Origin of the sequence: Ruegeria halocynthiae, assembly GCF_000743705.1 — a bacterium.
Lineage (GTDB): Bacteria > Pseudomonadota > Alphaproteobacteria > Rhodobacterales > Rhodobacteraceae > Ruegeria > Ruegeria halocynthiae_B.
Map to the genome: position 1 here is coordinate 253,508 of NZ_JQEZ01000001.1, position 16,087 is coordinate 269,594.

Genomic DNA, 16,087 nt, shown 5'->3' on the forward strand with positions numbered 1-16,087 from the left:
AATGTCAGACTTTTAAATGTCAGACAAATAAAAATTCACCAGCGGTTCCTGAAAAATGAAAATAGACCCTCAGAAACCTGCGGATCTGTCAGCGCAGATCGCTCAGGCCATTCGTGACGCTATCGTCTCGGGCGCATTGATCGTCGATGAAAGACTTCCGTCCGAGGCCGAGTTGTCTGACCAGTTTCAGGTCTCGCGCCCGACTGTGCGCGAAGCGTTGAAACGACTTGCGGCGCAGTCGCTGATCCGGACGCAACGCGGCGCGACCGGCGGCGCATTTGTCAACCGGCTGAGCTTTGAGGACGCCTATGCGCAGCAAATCACCACCTCGACCCTTTTGCTGTCAATGAATGCGGTGCGTTTCGATACCGCTTGTGAGGCGCGCTATGCGCTGGAGCGGGCCTGCGCGCCCCTTTCGGCGCAACGCCGGACCGCAGATCAACTGGCCACCATGCGCGCCGAGATTTTCCGACAGGCGCAGCCCGGCCTCACGGATGAGGCGTTCTGCGCCTCGGATGTGGCCTTTCACCGGGCGCTTGTTGACGGCGCGGGCAATCCGGTGCTGTCCTATCAACTGGCTGGCGCGGTCGAGGCCATGCAACCGCTGATGAACATGATCACCTTCACGGCCCGGTCGCGCGAGGAAATCATCGCCCTGCACAGTCAAATCACAGATGCGCTGGAAGGTCGGGATGCGGCCAAAGTAGATTTGACGCTGGTCGAGCTTGAAAACTACACGCGCAAACTGGCGCAGGATGTGGCCCAACAACGACGCAAACCAGCTTGATGAGGGTAAGATGACGACCACATTCAACGCGATAGCCGCAATTCTGACCATCGGTTTTGGTCTGTTCGGGTTTCTGGCACCGGCTTTCACCGCCGCCTCGCTGGATTTGGCACCAAATGGCAGCAACATGGGGCTGAGTGAAATGCGGGCTTCGGTTGGCGGGGTGTTCGTGGTCACCGGTATTGCGGTGTTGTGGCTGAACAATCCTATGGCCTATGCCGTGCTAGGGGTTGTGTACGCCGGTGCCACCCTTGGGCGGATCGTGTCGATCATTCTGGACAACCCGCCCTTGATCAAAGCGGCGATTTTCGGAGGAATCGAGTTGATCCTTGCGTTGTGGCTGATACTGGCCAACTTCAACAAGACCTCTTAAGCGACTGTTTTCAATACAACCCGTACTTTGCATTCCGGGTTTGCATCCCGGCGTCCGCTCACCTATATAAGGGGTGTCCTTCGGGACTATGGACATAAACGCGCTCGTAATAAGCGGATTGGACCCGGGGGCGGTACCCGGCGGCTCCACCAAAATCCTTCATTTGGGGATCATGGGGCCGAAATAGGATCGACGAACGTCTAAAGGGGTTAGCTTTGTTTCGGCGGGGTGCCACCGTACCGGCCCAAAAAGTACAATTGCAAATGACAATCGTGCTCCGGTTGCAGTTGCTGCGTAAGCAGTAGCAAGACCGAAACTTAAGCCCTTGCGCCTAGCAGCGTAAGGCGGGGTTCGCAGGTACCTGGCAACAGAAACCTGCATTTCCACCTTAATGTCTGTGTTTTATCCGCGATCTTGCGCACGTTCAGAGATTGTTCATTCTTGTACGCCATGCTCGGCCTGACGAGAAAAGGAGAGCTGGGATGTCACATGCAGATGTGCTCAGAGAATGGTATTCCGAGGTTTGGGAAAATGGGAACACCGACGTCATTGATCGCTATTTTGCGCCTGAAACAACGGCTGAGGGGCTGATCCCTGAAATGCAGGTCGGTGTCGAAGAATTCCGTGATCTGGTCATGGCCTTCCGGCATATTCTTGGCGACATAAAGGTCGATTTGCCTAAAATCATCGTAGATGGCGATTGGATTTCCGCCATTCTGCACCTCAGCACCACCCGCGCAGACAACGGTGCCCCGCTGCAAGCCACCGGCAGCGTCATTGGGCGGATCAAGGATGGGCGCGTGGTCGAAGCTTACAATCAGTTCGATTTCATTTCGCTTTTCGAACAGCTTGGCCAGTTTCCACAAGACACTCTGCCCGTCTGCATGACCGGTCAAAGGCTGGATTGGGCCTGACCGGCAGTCCGGACAATCTTGACCCCCATGGCGCTTGCACGTAATCAAAGGTCATGGGGTCAGATTGCGAACGCCCCGTGAGGCGTCAGCCCAAGCTTCGCATGTATCCGCATATATCAGGAGACATGCTATGCCCGCCCCGAACTCGATAACTTCCAAGCAGCTATTACGTCTGATCGGAACTCCACAGGCACCTTTGTTGATTGACGTCTGTCTGGACCCGGATTTTGAGGCTGACCCCTTTCTGATCCCCGGATCTGTACGCCATCCGGCGCAGGACATCACTGACCTTGCCAAACTGATTGGCGATCAGGCCGCTGTTATCATTTGCCAAAAAGGAAAAAAGCTCAGTCAGGGGGTGGTGTCGTGGCTGCGCAGCGAAGGCTGCATCGCCGAATATCTGGAAGGTGGCATGTACGCCTGGCGAGACACGACCGACGCGCCTAGGGTGCCAGTATCTGCATTGCCATTGCTTGCCGGTGGTCAATCCGTATGGGTCACGCGTCACAGGCCCAAGATCGACCGAATAGCCTGCCCCTGGCTGATCCGCCGGTTTGTGGACCCCAACGCTCGTTTCCTGTTCGTGGCCCCGAACGAAGTTGCAAATGTGGCCCAAGTTTTTGATGCAATTCCATTTGATGTAGAAAACACCTTTTGGACGCACCGGCAGGATCAATGCACCTTTGACACCATGCTGGATGAATTCGGGCTGCGCACAGCCGCATTGGACAGGCTGGCAACCGTCGTGCGGGCAGCGGACACCAACCGCCATGACCTGGCCCCCGAAGCCGCCGGTCTGCTGGCTGTCTCGGTGGGTTTGTCGCGGCAATATCGGGATGATCACCAAAATCTTGCGGCGGGTATGCATTTGTATGACGCGCTGTATCGCTGGGCCCGCGACGGGTTTGAAGAACAACACGACTGGCCGATGGATCGCAAAGCATGACGCCCTCACTGACGGACTTGGTCAAGATCTTCGGCCGAATTGGGCTGCTGTCATTTGGGGGGCCAGCGGCGCAGATTTCGCTGATGCATCAGGAATTGGTCGAACGGCGACCCTGGCTGGATGAACAAAGCTATTTGCGGGCGTTATCGCTTTGCATGTTGCTGCCGGGGCCTGAGGCAATGCAATTGGCCACCTATGCCGGGTGGCGGTTGCGCGGTGTCACAGGTGGCATGATCGCCGGGACCCTGTTTGTACTGCCCGGAGCCATCGTTATCGCAATTCTGGTCGGTCTGTACGCCAGCTTTGGCGATCTGCCGCTGGTCCAAGCAGGGTTTCTGGGGGTAAAAGCAACGGTCATCGTCATCGTTCTTCAGGCGCTCAGGAACCTGTCGCGCAAGGCGCTTACCGATGTTGAACATCGCGCGATTGCCGGTCTGGGCTTTCTTTCGATCTTTGCGCTGAACCTTCCCTTTCCCCTGATCATTCTTGCAGCGGCGGCGTGGGGTTACATCAGTTTTCGGGGCGACGTTAACCCTGTGCAGGCCGCCCCTGCCCCCAAAGTGACAGGCACAATCCGAACCTGCGCCATTTGGCTGACATTGTGGCTGGCCCCGCTTTTTCTGTTGGGCCTGACCGGCCAAAAACTGCTGAGCGATCTGGGCTGGTTCTTTGCCCGCCTTGCCGTTGTCACCTTTGGCGGTGCCTATGCGGTTCTGGCCTATATGACGCAGACGGTCGTAGAGAAGTATCAGTGGATCACCACCGACCAGATGATTGACGCGCTGGGCCTGGCTGAAACCACCCCCGGCCCTCTGATTCTGGTGACGCAATTCGTCGCCATGCTGACCGGGCAAGTCACAGGCGGCGCGTCTTTGGCAATTGCTGCTGGCGCAGTTGCGCTATGGGCTACTTTCGTACCGTGTTTTCTGTGGATCTTCCTGGCCGCCCCCTATCTGGACCAACTGGCGACGCGCCCCAGATTGTCCGCTGCGCTGCATGGGATCACGGCGGCGGTGGTGGGTGTGATTCTCAACCTTTCGCTGTGGTTCGGCCTAAATGTTCTTTTCGCATCCGTTCCCGAAAAATCATGGGGGCCGGTGACGATTCCCCTGCCCGAACTGAACAGCCTGAATCCCGTGGCCCTGATCCTGACGCTGATTGCGGGCGTGTTGATTTTCAAGTTCAAATTTGGAATGGCCACGACATTGAGCCTTGTCGCCCTGGCAGGAATTGGTTTTCATTTTCTTTGAACAATCCATGCATGCCCGGTCTTTCGTTTCCCTTGAAATCCCTTATGCTGAGGGTAACCACTTTTGAGGATGACACATGTCGCAAGACATCGACTATGGGAACCTGATGCACACCGCTATGCGGGGGCTAATCAAGACTGTGCTGACCAGCATTTCCGATAACGGGCTGCCGGGGAATCACCACTTTTTCATCACGTTCGACACTCGTCAGGACGGTGTTGAGCTGGCTGATTGGCTGCGTGAACGTTACCCGGACGAAATGACCGTCGTCATGCAGCACTGGTTCGAAAATCTTGAGGTCGGAGATGACGGCTTTGCGATCACGCTGAACTTTGGCGATGCGCCAGAACCGCTGTACATCCCCTATGGGGCGATCAAGACTTTCGTGGACCCTTCGGTTGAATTCGGGCTGCGCTTTGAAAGCCCCGAAGATGACGACGACGAGATCGAACATACCCTTGAGGAAACGATTGAGGTTGAAGAAGAACCGGAACAGCACGACGCTGATGTCGTATCGCTGGACAGCTTCAGAAAGTAACTGCCGGTTCCCCGGATCAAACCGTATTCAGGGTTATTTCTTCTTTAGAAATGTCTCGACAGATCGCGATTTAATTCCGTTGTGAAACCGCGAAAACGCCAAATTCAGACCGCCATCCGCCAGGGTGCGGTCGAATTGTTGGAGTTCGTATCCTCCGTTCTCGGCAATAAACAGGGAGAACACCGTCAAGGTCTGACCTTCTATCCGGCCCCAGACAAATGGTTCACCCTGCATCGGGTCCAGCGGCACCTCGTGCCCGAACACGTTGCGCTTCATGGCGGCGGAATAAACGTCTGATCGTTCGGACTGTTTGAAATCTATCGAAAATTTCTGTGCTTTGACCCGACCATCTGCTTTGTAGGTCGTTGTAGTCCAACTGACGTTGAACCCATCCTTGGCTTCATGGATGGAAACACTCATGTCGCGCGGGGTTTCTGATCCGTCATCGTCAACGATATTCGCGGACCCTATATAATCCCCGACAAAGGGCGCTATGTTCCCGGCATGGGCCTGAACGGTGGAAAACACTGCCCAAAACAGAGCGCTCAGCGTAAATACGACCAGTGCCAGGGGACGCGTTCGATCCAGATTGCCCACCAGAGCCTCCAATGTTGTTTTCAATGCATTGTAGCTAAGCGGTTCCTGCGCACAATGGCGCTGTTTGGGACGTTCACAATAAAAATGACGCACCCCCGCGCCTATACCTTTTCCAGCCGGGCGTTTATGGTGCGCGCAACTGGCCGATTGCACGATGACAGCGTCACGGGTAAACGGCATACGATTGCATACACGACGGAGTGACAGATGTCTCAGACCCGCACCGAATCCGACAGCTTTGGCCCGTTGGAAGTACCTTCCGACAAGTATTGGGGTGCCCAAACGCAGCGGTCGATCATGAACTTTCCCATCGGCTGGGAAAAACAGCCCACCGCCATCGTGCGTGCGCTGGGCGTGATCAAAAAAGCCTGTGCCATGGAAAACAAGGCGATTGGCAAGCTGGATGCAAAAATCGCGGACGCCGTTATTCAGGCCGCTGGTGAGGTGATCGAGGGCAAGTTTGACGACAACTTCCCGTTGGTCGTCTGGCAGACCGGTTCGGGCACGCAGTCGAACATGAACTCGAACGAGGTAATCGCCAACCGCGCGATTGAGATTATGGGCGGCGTCATCGGCTCGAAAGACCCCGTTCACCCGAACGATCACTGCAACATGGGTCAGTCGTCGAACGACACCTTCCCCACCGCCATGCACATCGCCACCGCCATGAGCGTGCGTGATGTCCTGTTGCCCGGTCTCGACAAATTCGCGTCGGCGCTGGAAGCAAAAGCCAAAGAGTTCGCAGGCATCATCAAGATCGGCCGGACCCACACACAGGACGCAACGCCGCTGACGCTGGAACAGGAATTCGGCGGTTATGCGCATCAGATCCGTCAGGGCATCGCCCGGGTTGAGGTCGCAATGCCCGGCATTTACGAACTGGCACAGGGCGGTACCGCCGTCGGCACCGGCCTGAACACGCACAACGGCTGGGATGAGGCCGTGGCGGCGAATATGGCCGAAATCACCGGCCTGCCCTTTGTCACCGCGCCCAACAAGTTCGAAGCGCTGGCCGCCCATGACGCCATGGTGTTCCTGTCCGGCGCACTGGCGACCATCGCGGGCTCTTGCTACAAGATCGCCAACGACATCCGCCTGCTGGGCTCGGGTCCCCGCTCGGGGCTGGGCGAACTGATCCTGCCAGAGAACGAGCCGGGATCGTCGATCATGCCCGGCAAGGTGAACCCCACCCAGGCCGAGGCGCTGACCCAGGTTGCCGCCCATGTGATTGGCAATGATGCGGCGATCAAATTCGCCGGCTCGCAGGGGCATTTCCAGTTGAACGTCTACAACCCGATGATGTCCTACAACCTGCTGCAATCCATTCAGCTGCTGGGTGACGCCACCGACAGCTTTACCGAGCGGATGTTGCTGGGCATCAAGGCCAATGAACCGCGCATCGACAAGCTGATGAAGGAATCGCTGATGCTGGTGACGGCGCTGGCGCCGACCATCGGTTATGACAACGCCACCAAGGTCGCCAAGACCGCGCATAAAAACGGCACGACCCTCAAGGAAGAGGCCATCGCGCTGGGCTTTGTCGATGAAGAAACCTTTGACGCCGTTGTCCGTCCGGAACATATGATCGGCCCCAAAGGCTGATGGGTAAGCCGGTCAATCTGAACCGGTACAGAAAAGATAAAGCACGGGCCGAGAAAAAGGCCCGTGCCGACCAGAACGCTGTGAAATTCGGGCGCAGCAAGGCTGAAAAAACCACAACCAAATTCGAACGTGACAAGCTCTGCCGAGATTTGGATGATCGGGAGCTGGACGAATGAGCGGCCGCCCCGTGAAACGGTCTCTGACGCTAAAGGGGCACCGCACCTCGGTTTCTCTTGAGGATGAATTCTGGCAGGCTTTTCGCGATATAGCGAAAGAAAAAAACTCTGCAATCAATGCATTGGCCGCTGAAATTGATGTTTCGCGCGACCCCGAAGTCGGGCTTGCGTCGGCCATTCGGGTCTTTGTGCTGAATTGGTATCGCCCCTGATCACTCCCCTTGCGCCCATCATCATAATCGGCCTATTCTGATCGAGAACAAAAAGGGTACAAGCATGAGTCAAACCGTTACCGGCCCAGATGGCCATCCGCGTTGTGCCTGGTGTCAGTCCGCGCCCGAGTTCTTTGAGTATCACGATCGCGAATGGGGCTATCCGGTGGGTGATGATCAACGCTTGTTCGAAAAACTGTGTTTGGAGAGTTTTCAGTCCGGCCTGAGCTGGCGCACAATTCTGGCCAAACGCGAGAACTTTCGCAGTGCGTTCAATCACTTTGATTTCAACGCCGTAGCTGCGTTTGATGACACGGATGTTGAACGCCTGCTGCAGGACAAAGGCATCATTCGTCATCGCGGCAAGATCGAAGCCGTGATCAACAACGCCCGCCGCGCGCAAGAACTTGTCACCGCCGAAGGATCGCTGGCCGCTTACGTGTGGCGATATGAGGCCAGCGACCCACCCGCGCCGCAAACCGCGTCAACGTCGGCCGAGTCTGTTGCAATGTCGAAAGATCTAAAGAAACGGGGGTGGAAATTCGTTGGGCCAACCACGGTTTTTGCCTTCATGCAGGCCATGGGGCTGGTGAACGATCATGCCATCGGCTGTTCCAAACGTGAAAAAGCGGCGCAATTGCGCCGCGAATTCACCAAACCGCAATAACGCGCCTTAGACCGACGCGCGGAAAATCTTGTCGATGTTCCCACCCAAGGCCGCGTTGAACTCGGCATCAGACAGCTGCTTGGACAGCCCCTCGGTCAGCGCGCGCGAGAAGGACGCGATCATTTTACCGTTCTGCTTAAGCAGATCACAGGCTTGCTCGGTCGAATAACCGCCTGACAGGGCCACAACACGCACGACGCGCGGGTGATCGGCCAATTCGTCGTAAAGGTTGGCCTTGTTCGGAATGGTAAGTTTCAACATGACGTCCTGCCCCGCATCCAGTTGATCCAGGTTCTTCAGGATTTCGTTCTTCAGGATATCCTCGGCTTCGGCCTTGGTGGCAGAGTTGATGTTTACCTCGGGTTCGACAATCGGAACCATACCCGCCGCGACAACCTCGCGGGCGACGTCGAACTGCTGAGCGACCACTGCCGCGATCCCTTCGGCGTTGGCCTCATGGATCACCGAGCGTTCCTTGGTGCCAAACACGCCATCCGCCTTGGCCAGCGTATCGGCCAGCCCGGGGATTGGTTTCATCATCTGAACGCCATTGACCTGATCTTCCAGGCCCTTGTCGATCTTCAGGAATGGCACGATGCCTTTTTGGGACCAAAGATAGTCTGCCACCTTACGGCCGTCGATCTCTTCGCCAAGGGTGCGTTCGAACAGGATCGCACCGATCACCTTGTCCTTGATAAAATCATCGGCCAGGATGATGCGGGCGCGCATCTTTTGGATTTCGCCGAACATTTCCTCGTCCGTGCTGAAATCCGATGCCTCGACCCCGTAAAGAGCCAGCGCCTTGGGCGTCGATCCGCCACTTTGGTCCAGTGCTGCAATGAAACCCGAGCCATTGGACATCTGCGCGCGCTGTTCTGCTTTGGACATAAGACTTTCCCGTTCGATAATGATTCCGCGTTTTTCAACCGCATACAGCAAGGCGACGGGTGATGGTAGTTTGTTAGCGCTCAACCACGCGCAACCAGATTCCATCTTTGGACCTGACCGTCAGATGGGCCACCGGAACGGGCGTGCGGCCCTCGACCAGCTTAAACCGAAAGTTCCGCAGCAGCATCGACAGCAACAACGGTCCTTCGACCATGGCAAACCCGGCCCCGGTGCAGACACGCGGACCCGTGGAAAACGGAACATAGGCCTGTCGTTGACAGGTTTTCCCGTTCTCGGTGCCCCAGCGCATCGGGTCGAATTCATCCGGTCGGTCCCACAGGCGTTCATGGCGGTGCAGGTGCCAGGGGCTGATGACAATCTGCGCGCCCTTCGGGACGTCCCTGCCCCTGAACTTGTCGGGACATTGGGCTTCGCGGACCATCATCGGAACCGGCGGGTACAGGCGCAGGGCCTCGCGGAATACATCCCGGCTGAGCTTTAGTCGGGACACAGATCCGAAACTTGGGTCATCCAGAATCTGCGCCTCGGCCGCAATCTTATCCTGCCAATCGGGGAACAGCGCCACCAGATACAACGTCCAAGCCAGCGCGGACGCACTGGTTTCATGCCCGGCCAAAAAGAAAATGGCCACCTGATCGACCATTTCCCGGGTGTCGAAACACCGCCCCGTTTCCGGGTCTGGCGTTGTCATGATCTTGGTGGCCAAATCATCCGGTGCCTGACCCGCCGCAATCAACCGGGCGCGTTCCGCGGTAAGAGACGCAATCAAAGCCCTGATTTCTTTCGCGTTTTTCCGCGTCCTGCGTGAATGCAACCGTGGCACCCATCGCGGCACAGGGACAAAGGCCGCCAGGTTCAACAAGGGTTGTTCACGTTGGTAAGTTCTGAATTTCTCGAACACCTGGGTCGCCACTTCGTTTTCAATCGGCACAGAAAACAAAGTTCGAAAGATCACATCTGCCGCCGCGTGGCTGGTGAGTTCCTCACATTCAATATCCTTGCCAACATGGTCGCGTAACCGCGCGACACAGGCCTGCGCGGCCTCAATCATGGCGGGGAATGTGTCTTTCAGACGCCCCCCTTCGAACGCGGGGTCGATAATCCGGCGCTGCCGTTTCCAGGTTTCACCATTGGTCAGAAAGACCGAGTTCCCCAACAGCGGGCGCAGCCCTTCGCTTATTCGCCCGGACTTTGGGAAGCCTTCGGGTCGCTGCTTTAGGACCGTATCCACCAATTCCGGCTGGTTGATCATGAACGACCGGAAAAACGGAGTGCGAAATTCGGCCATCCAGGCGCGATACAGGCGTTGCGGTTGGGCCGACAACAGGTCCTTGCGAAACAGCTTCAGGTATCGCCAAAGCGAGACTTTATCCGGGCGTGGCGTCGGTTTCGGCGGTATCATGTGGGCACGATCGAGCGGTATTTTGAAACCGGCCGTTCAATACGGGATTTCGAGGGCGCGCGCCCTTCGAACCGCTGTTGCAAAAACCTTGGCCCCGCCGTGATGCGAAAATAGTCGTATTCGCCAGGTCGATCAAACGCGCAAAGATATTGAAAATGCAGCCGAAAAAACCGCCAGCGCAAGGCCTGCCAGCGCTCTGGCGACAAGGTTTGGGTAAAGGCGGCAGACAGGACCAGAGGCCATTTTGCACCCTCTGTTGCAACGCCGCTGACCCCGACGGGATCGCACAGCGCAAACGCACAGCCATCCCCCGGCGCGGACACATCAACCCAGCTTAGATCACCCTGCTGAGCCAGAAACTGAAGATCGGCGCGCAAGTCATGCGCATTGGGCAGAAAGGACACCATCGGCACCACCTGCCCAAGGGTCAGAAAGGACAGTTTGGGCCGCTGGTCCGCAACCCCACCGGCGCGGATCAGATCAGCCAGTACCATGACACCCAGATGCGCGCCGGAACTGTGGCCAACAACCAGCACCTCATCCACGTCGGTTTCAAGGGCGTCTTGGATCAGGGCCACAAAGGTGGACAGGCGCGACCTTAGCCCGGCGGGAACGGCCCCTCTGAGTTGGGCGGAATAGGCGTAATCATGCATCAGGTAGTAGGCGAACAGACGGTTGTCGATCTTGCGAAACCAGCGCATCAGCGCCCCTGCGGCCACTATGGCCGGTATCACGGCGCCCCAAGTCAAAACAGGCTTCAGGGCCGCGATCACAATGCCCGCAAGCACAACAGCCAACGCAAGCTGCACAACCAGCATCCCAACCGGATACAACGCCGCAATCACCGGCCCTTTGCGCAGACGCATCAACCGCCAGAGTGTTCCCGTGGCAATGTAAATCCACGCCGTCCGGATCAATTGAACATAGGTCGCAGGGATCGAGGTCGACATGCTGTCGCGCACGATATCCGACCAAACCAGAACGTCGATATCCGACTCAACCTCGGCCCCGTCCTGATGTGAACGCACGTGCCAGCCATAGGGGCCTTGCCCCGATTTGGCCGAAACCGAAACCTCATACCCCGAGATTTCCGCCTGCGCCCGGCTTTCCTTGCGGTATAGCTCGCGATATCGCCGCGGGTGAATCGGGTCATAGCCGGGAATGTAGAACACCCGGCGTTTCCGCACCCGAGGCTGATTTGTCTGACTGCTCATGGCCTTACCTTCTGCGGTGCAGGTTAGCGCAGCAATACCGCGAAGGTAAGCCAGATCGTAAAATCAGCCGAAATTGGCAAGCGCCGGAAAGGTCTCAAGCAACCACCAGCTGAATTCCGTGAACAAGCCAGTAATCAGCATGATGCCAACAAACAGAAGCAGACCGCCCATGACTTTTTCGATAGTCGCCATGTGGGGCTTGATCCGGTTCATGACCGCCATCGACCGGTTCAGGAACATGGCCGCCAGCAGAAACGGAATGCCAAGCCCGGCCGCATACACGCCCAACAGCAAGGTACCGCGCGCGACCGAGGCCTCGGACGCGGCCAGCGAAAGGATTGCGCCCAACTGCGGACCGATACACGGGGTCCAGCCAAAGGCAAAGGCAAGGCCCAGAATATACGCGCCAAAAACGGAACCACCGGAATCGCCTGCTTCGATGCGGGCCTCGCGATCAAGGAAAGGAATACGGAAAACGTTCAGAAAGTGCAGACCAAAAACGATCACAACCGCGCCGGACAGCTTGGCAAAAAGCACCTGATTTTGCAGCACAAACGCCCCAAAGGCTGATGCAGTGAAACCCAGCAACAGGAACACTGTGGACAGGCCCATAACAAAGAACAGCGCTGCCAGCGTGGCCTTTCGCCGTGCTTTCGCTTCGTCCTGCATTTCGTTGATTGTCACGCCGCTCATGTAAGCCAGATAGGGCGGGACAATGGGCAACACACAGGGCGACAGAAAGCTGATAAGCCCCCCCAGCATCGCCACGAGCATGGCAGGCAGCAGGCCTGCGTCTATGATTTCTATTCCGAACATGCATCAGCACATATGGTATGAAACCTGCCACGTCACCGGGCCATACGGTCACATCCTCGTGGTTGCCCGCTGGACACCATCGGAAAGTGGAAATATCTGACTTGTATGTCAAAACCGACCGAAACACTCGACGCGCTTGGGCTGCTGTGCCCTCTGCCCGTCCTGAAGGCCCGCAAACGCCTTAAATCCATGCCTGCCGGGGCGTTCCTGAAAGTGCTTGCAGATGACCCGGCCGCCATCATTGACGTCCCGCATTTCTGCGCTGAAAGCGGTCACAATCTTGTGTCGCAAGAGGATGCCGACGGGCACCAAGTCTACGTCATTCAAAAGTCAGGCTGACTTCGGATCATAGCCTGTTCAAGAAAAAGGCGGGCTCTTGGCCCGCCTTTTTTAATTATTGTCCCAAAGACCACCAACCGCGCTTCTTGGGTTTGGCAGGCTCGCTGGGCTTTTCCGGTTCATCAGAGACGACCTCCAACACCGGTTCGGGTGCTTCTTCGGTGGGCGCTTCAATCACGGCCTCTGGCGTTTCTTCCTGGGCCGGTTCTGCAGCCACAGGCGCGGGCGCGTCCTCGACTACCGGTTCTTGGGCCTTGGGTTCGGTCACTTCTTCTGCAACCGCTTCTTCAACCTTGGGCTCCGGTGCGGCGTCAGGCGCGGGCGTGTCCTCGGCTGTCGGCTCAACGGCGACTGGGTCAGAGGTCTGCGCGTCTTCGGTCACCACATCATCTGATGTTTCGGCGACCGCTTCAGGCGCGCTTTGATCTGCGGCCTCAACCGGCTCCACTTCTTTTTTCTTGCGACGGGGTGCGCGGCGGCGTTTGGGTTTCGCCGCTTTCTCTTCCTCACCGGCCTCAGCAGCCTCAGCAGCTTCAGCGGCAGGTTCGGCAATTTGCTCGGCTACTACGGCTTCACTGTCCTCATCGTTGGCTTCATCATTGGCCTCAGGTGTGTCACCAGATCCGTTGCCCTTTTTCCGACGCCGACGCCGACGCTTGCGCTTGGGCTTTTGTTCTTCATCGGTCTGAACCGCTTCTTCTTCGACCGGCTCCTCTTCGGTGGCATCGACCAGTTCCATCAATGTTGCATCCACAGACACAACAGGCGCGCTGGCTTCAGGCACAACCCGGGTCGCTGTCTTGAACTTCTCCATCGAGAAATCAGGGCTGACCAGATGAACATCTCCTTCGATCCGAACCGACAAACCATACCGCGCTTCAATCTGGGCGATATGCTCGCGCTTCTGGTTCATCAGGAAATTGGCGATGCTGATCGGGCACCGCACCAGAACCTCGCGCGAGCGGCGGCGCGTGCCTTCTTCTTCGATCTGACGCAGGATGGTCAGCGCCATATTGTCGTCCGAACGGATCAACCCGGTGCCATGGCACGACGGGCAAGGCTGCGTGGTTGCCTCAAGCATACCGGGGCGCAGACGCTGACGGCTCATTTCCATCAGGCCAAAGCCGGAAATCCGGCCAACCTGAATGCGCGCACGGTCGGTTTTCAGCTTTTCCTTCATGCGCTTTTCGACGGATGCGTTGTTCTTGCGCTCGTCCATGTCGATAAAGTCGATGACAATCAGCCCGGCAAGGTCGCGCAGCCGCAATTGGCGCGCCACTTCTTCCGCAGCCTCAAGGTTGGTCTTGAGAGCGGTTTCTTCGATCGACCCCTCTTTGGTCGCCCGGCCCGAGTTCACGTCGATCGCCACCAGCGCCTCGGTCACACCGATCACGATGTAACCCCCGGATCTCAGCTGAACCGTCGGGTTAAACATCCCCGCCAGATAGCTTTCTACCTGATAGCGCGCAAACAAAGGCAGCGCGTCCTCATACCGTCTGACGTTCTTGGCGTGGGACGGCATGATCATTTTCATGAAGTCCTTGGCAATGCGATATCCGCCCTCGCCCTCAACCAGAACCTCGTCAATCTCGCGGTTATAGAGGTCGCGGATCGACCGTTTGATCAGGTCGCCTTCTTCATAGATTTTCGCGGGCGCAATGGATTTCAGCGTCAGCTCGCGGATTTGCTCCCACATACGCTGAAGATATTCATAGTCGCGCTTGATCTCGGACTTGGTGCGCTTGGCACCTGCGGTTCGGATAATCAGACCCGCACCAGTGGGCACGTCGATTTCCGCCGCAATTTCCTTGAGCTTCTTGCGATCGGGTGCGTTTGTGATCTTGCGGCTGATACCACCACCGCGCGCGGTATTGGGCATCAGAACGCAATAGCGGCCTGCCAGCGACAGGTATGTGGTCAGAGCAGCGCCTTTATTGCCACGCTCTTCCTTGACGACCTGCACCAGCAGAACCTGGCGAACCTTGATGACTTCTTGAATCTTGTAACGCCGTGGGCGCGGTTTACGCGGGGGGCGAATGTCGTCGCTGTCGTCTTCGTCGGCGACAGATTCAATGGTGTCATCCTTGGCAGTGGCATCAGCCCGTGCCTCGGCCTCGTCACCCTTGTCGGATGCGTCCGCCTGCTCTGCCTCAGCGGCTTCGGCTACCTGCGCTTCAGGTTCGGCTGGGGTGTCCTGCGCCTCGGCCTCGTCCGCTTGTTCAGTATCAGCCGCTGTGTCGCCCGAGGCATCTTCTGCCTCAGCTTGCGCTTTAACGGGTTCTTCTACCACGGCATCGTCAGTCGCTGTTTCAGCGGCCTCAACCGCATCGGCAGGTTCTTCGACAGGGGTGTCCGCGACATGATCCGCAGGCGAAGTTCCCTCAGGAACCGAAAGATCGGCCCCCTCTTCACCTTCGTCCAGATCAATCGTCTCCATGCCTGTCGGCTCAGAAGACACCTCGATTGTTTCGACTACATCGTCGGATTTTACATCCGCTGCCTTGGTCCGGGACCGGGACCGGCGTCTCTTGGGTTTGGGTTCCTCGTCCTCATCCCGGGCTTTCATCGCCTCGGCATAAGCGCGCTCTTCTTCCATAAGCGCTTCGCGGTCCGCGACGGGGATTTGGTAGTAATCCGGGTGAATCTCGGAAAACGCCAGAAAACCATGCCGGTTTCCACCATAGTCCACAAATGCCGCCTGCAGCGACGGCTCAACCCGGGTTACTTTTGCAAGATAGATGTTGCCAGCAAGCTGGCGTTTGTTTTCGGATTCAAAATCAAATTCCTCGACCTTGTTTCCGTCAACCACCACAACGCGGGTTTCTTCCGCGTGGGTGGCATCGATAAGCATTTTCTTAGCCATGTTTCCTTGGTGCACCGCGCCAAACGCATTGTCCTTACCTGTCCGGGGGGACAGGCGCTTTTGGGGTGGTGTCTTGTCAGGGCGATATCGGACGGCGCGCGGCAGGGTCTGGCGCTGTGGCCCCCTGCCCGTACATTCAGTTGTAGCGCGCGCGTCATCGCGGTTCTTCTCCGACAGATGCGGCTCGCCGCGACCTGCCCATTTATTCCTTTCGCCCTTTAGGTCGGGCTCAGGCGTTCTTCTGCCCCGTATTGGGGCACAATCGGTCTGCGTTGCCGTGTGGGATAGGTCACCACCTGCGGCAAAGCAGCGAAACTCAAAGATTCGGGGCTTATGAGCACTAAAAAGTGTCCTGCCCGTTCAGACACAATAAAAGCAGTCCTGTGGAAAAGACAATGGGCAAACTGCATCGCGCCCTCACAACAGGGCACGGGATCGCTTCATCTGGCCAGAAATATCCCGGGGGTGAATTGAGCCTACGG

17 protein-coding genes and 1 other RNA gene are annotated in these 16,087 nt (G+C 57.3%); 12 read left to right on the top strand and 6 right to left on the bottom strand.

Annotation, left to right across the window (positions count from 1 at the left end; translation table 11 throughout):
* Window positions 1–55 precede the first annotated feature (55 nt).
* The 7 genes from JT51_RS01180 (at window position 56) to JT51_RS01205 (ending at window position 4,808) form a co-directional block, all read left to right on the top strand.
* Entirely contained in the window at window positions 56–787 is a 732-nt protein-coding gene (locus tag JT51_RS01180; RefSeq protein ID WP_037306962.1) for a FadR/GntR family transcriptional regulator, read from the top strand.
* 10 nt (window positions 788–797) lie between these two features.
* Window positions 798–1,160 carry a DUF4345 family protein gene (locus JT51_RS01185; protein WP_037309206.1) on the top strand — a complete coding sequence of 121 codons (363 nt, stop codon included), beginning with the start codon at window positions 798–800 and terminating at the stop codon, window positions 1,158–1,160.
* Window positions 1,161–1,196: 36 nt separating this feature from the next.
* Window positions 1,197–1,542, top strand: a transfer-messenger RNA (tmRNA) gene (gene ssrA, locus JT51_RS21385).
* A 100-nt stretch (window positions 1,543–1,642) separates the two neighbouring features.
* Complete coding sequence (locus JT51_RS01190) at window positions 1,643–2,074, top strand: ester cyclase (protein ID WP_037306964.1); 432 nt, start codon at window positions 1,643–1,645, stop codon at window positions 2,072–2,074.
* A gap of 130 nt (window positions 2,075–2,204) precedes the next feature.
* Window positions 2,205–3,020 carry a chromate resistance protein ChrB domain-containing protein gene (locus JT51_RS01195; RefSeq protein WP_037306966.1) on the top strand — a complete coding sequence of 272 codons (816 nt, stop codon included), beginning with the start codon at window positions 2,205–2,207 and terminating at the stop codon, window positions 3,018–3,020.
* Entirely contained in the window at window positions 3,017–4,270 is a 1,254-nt protein-coding gene (gene chrA, locus JT51_RS01200) for a chromate efflux transporter (protein ID WP_051927380.1), read from the top strand. Before JT51_RS01195 ends, chrA begins: the two co-directional genes overlap by 4 nt.
* 76 nt (window positions 4,271–4,346) lie before the next feature.
* Complete coding sequence (locus JT51_RS01205; protein ID WP_037306969.1) at window positions 4,347–4,808, top strand: SspB family protein; 462 nt, start codon at window positions 4,347–4,349, stop codon at window positions 4,806–4,808.
* Window positions 4,809–4,841: 33 nt separating this feature from the next.
* On the opposite strand, the gene JT51_RS01210 is transcribed toward JT51_RS01205, so the two are convergent.
* Window positions 4,842–5,405, bottom strand: coding sequence for a hypothetical protein (locus JT51_RS01210; RefSeq protein WP_235216098.1), 564 nt, complete (start codon window positions 5,403–5,405; stop codon window positions 4,842–4,844).
* A 207-nt stretch (window positions 5,406–5,612) separates the two neighbouring features.
* Here JT51_RS01210 and fumC point away from each other — a divergent pair, with 207 nt between their 5' ends.
* The 4 genes from fumC to JT51_RS01230 all read left to right on the top strand — a co-directional run bounded on the left by fumC (window position 5,613) and on the right by JT51_RS01230 (window position 8,062).
* Window positions 5,613–7,007: a class II fumarate hydratase gene (gene fumC, locus JT51_RS01215; RefSeq protein ID WP_037306971.1), complete on the top strand. Its 1,395-nt coding sequence runs from the start codon at window positions 5,613–5,615 to the stop codon at window positions 7,005–7,007.
* Window positions 7,007–7,183: a DUF4169 family protein gene (locus JT51_RS01220; protein WP_037306974.1), complete on the top strand. Its 177-nt coding sequence runs from the start codon at window positions 7,007–7,009 to the stop codon at window positions 7,181–7,183. The genes fumC and JT51_RS01220 overlap by 1 nt, the downstream gene beginning before the upstream one ends.
* Entirely contained in the window at window positions 7,180–7,395 is a 216-nt protein-coding gene (locus JT51_RS01225) for a ribbon-helix-helix domain-containing protein (protein ID WP_037306977.1), read from the top strand. Before JT51_RS01220 ends, JT51_RS01225 begins: the two co-directional genes overlap by 4 nt.
* Before the next feature lie 64 nt (window positions 7,396–7,459).
* Window positions 7,460–8,062 carry a DNA-3-methyladenine glycosylase I gene (locus tag JT51_RS01230; protein WP_037306979.1) on the top strand — a complete coding sequence of 201 codons (603 nt, stop codon included), beginning with the start codon at window positions 7,460–7,462 and terminating at the stop codon, window positions 8,060–8,062.
* Window positions 8,063–8,068: 6 nt separating this feature from the next.
* Here JT51_RS01230 and JT51_RS01235 read toward each other — a convergent pair whose 3' ends face one another.
* From JT51_RS01235 to JT51_RS01250, 4 genes are all read right to left on the bottom strand, one after another.
* Complete coding sequence (locus tag JT51_RS01235; RefSeq protein ID WP_037309212.1) at window positions 8,069–8,950, bottom strand: fructose bisphosphate aldolase; 882 nt, start codon at window positions 8,948–8,950, stop codon at window positions 8,069–8,071.
* Between the two features lie 73 nt (window positions 8,951–9,023).
* Window positions 9,024–10,373: a cytochrome P450 gene (locus tag JT51_RS01240; RefSeq protein ID WP_037306980.1), complete on the bottom strand. Its 1,350-nt coding sequence runs from the start codon at window positions 10,371–10,373 to the stop codon at window positions 9,024–9,026.
* A complete protein-coding gene (locus JT51_RS01245) occupies window positions 10,370–11,587 on the bottom strand; it encodes a hypothetical protein (RefSeq protein ID WP_037306982.1) in 1,218 nt (405 codons plus the stop codon). Before JT51_RS01245 ends, JT51_RS01240 begins: the two co-directional genes overlap by 4 nt.
* 63 nt (window positions 11,588–11,650) lie before the next feature.
* On the bottom strand, window positions 11,651–12,403 hold the full coding sequence (locus tag JT51_RS01250) for a cytochrome c biogenesis CcdA family protein (RefSeq protein ID WP_037306984.1): 753 nt from the start codon (window positions 12,401–12,403) through the stop codon (window positions 11,651–11,653).
* Between the two features lie 105 nt (window positions 12,404–12,508).
* On the opposite strand from JT51_RS01250, the gene JT51_RS01255 reads away from it, so the two are divergent.
* Complete coding sequence (locus JT51_RS01255) at window positions 12,509–12,742, top strand: sulfurtransferase TusA family protein (RefSeq protein ID WP_037306985.1); 234 nt, start codon at window positions 12,509–12,511, stop codon at window positions 12,740–12,742.
* Window positions 12,743–12,797: 55 nt separating this feature from the next.
* On the opposite strand, the gene JT51_RS01260 is transcribed toward JT51_RS01255, so the two are convergent.
* Window positions 12,798–15,605 carry an Rne/Rng family ribonuclease gene (locus JT51_RS01260; RefSeq protein ID WP_037306988.1) on the bottom strand — a complete coding sequence of 936 codons (2,808 nt, stop codon included), beginning with the start codon at window positions 15,603–15,605 and terminating at the stop codon, window positions 12,798–12,800.
* Between the last annotated feature and the right edge of the window lie 482 nt (window positions 15,606–16,087).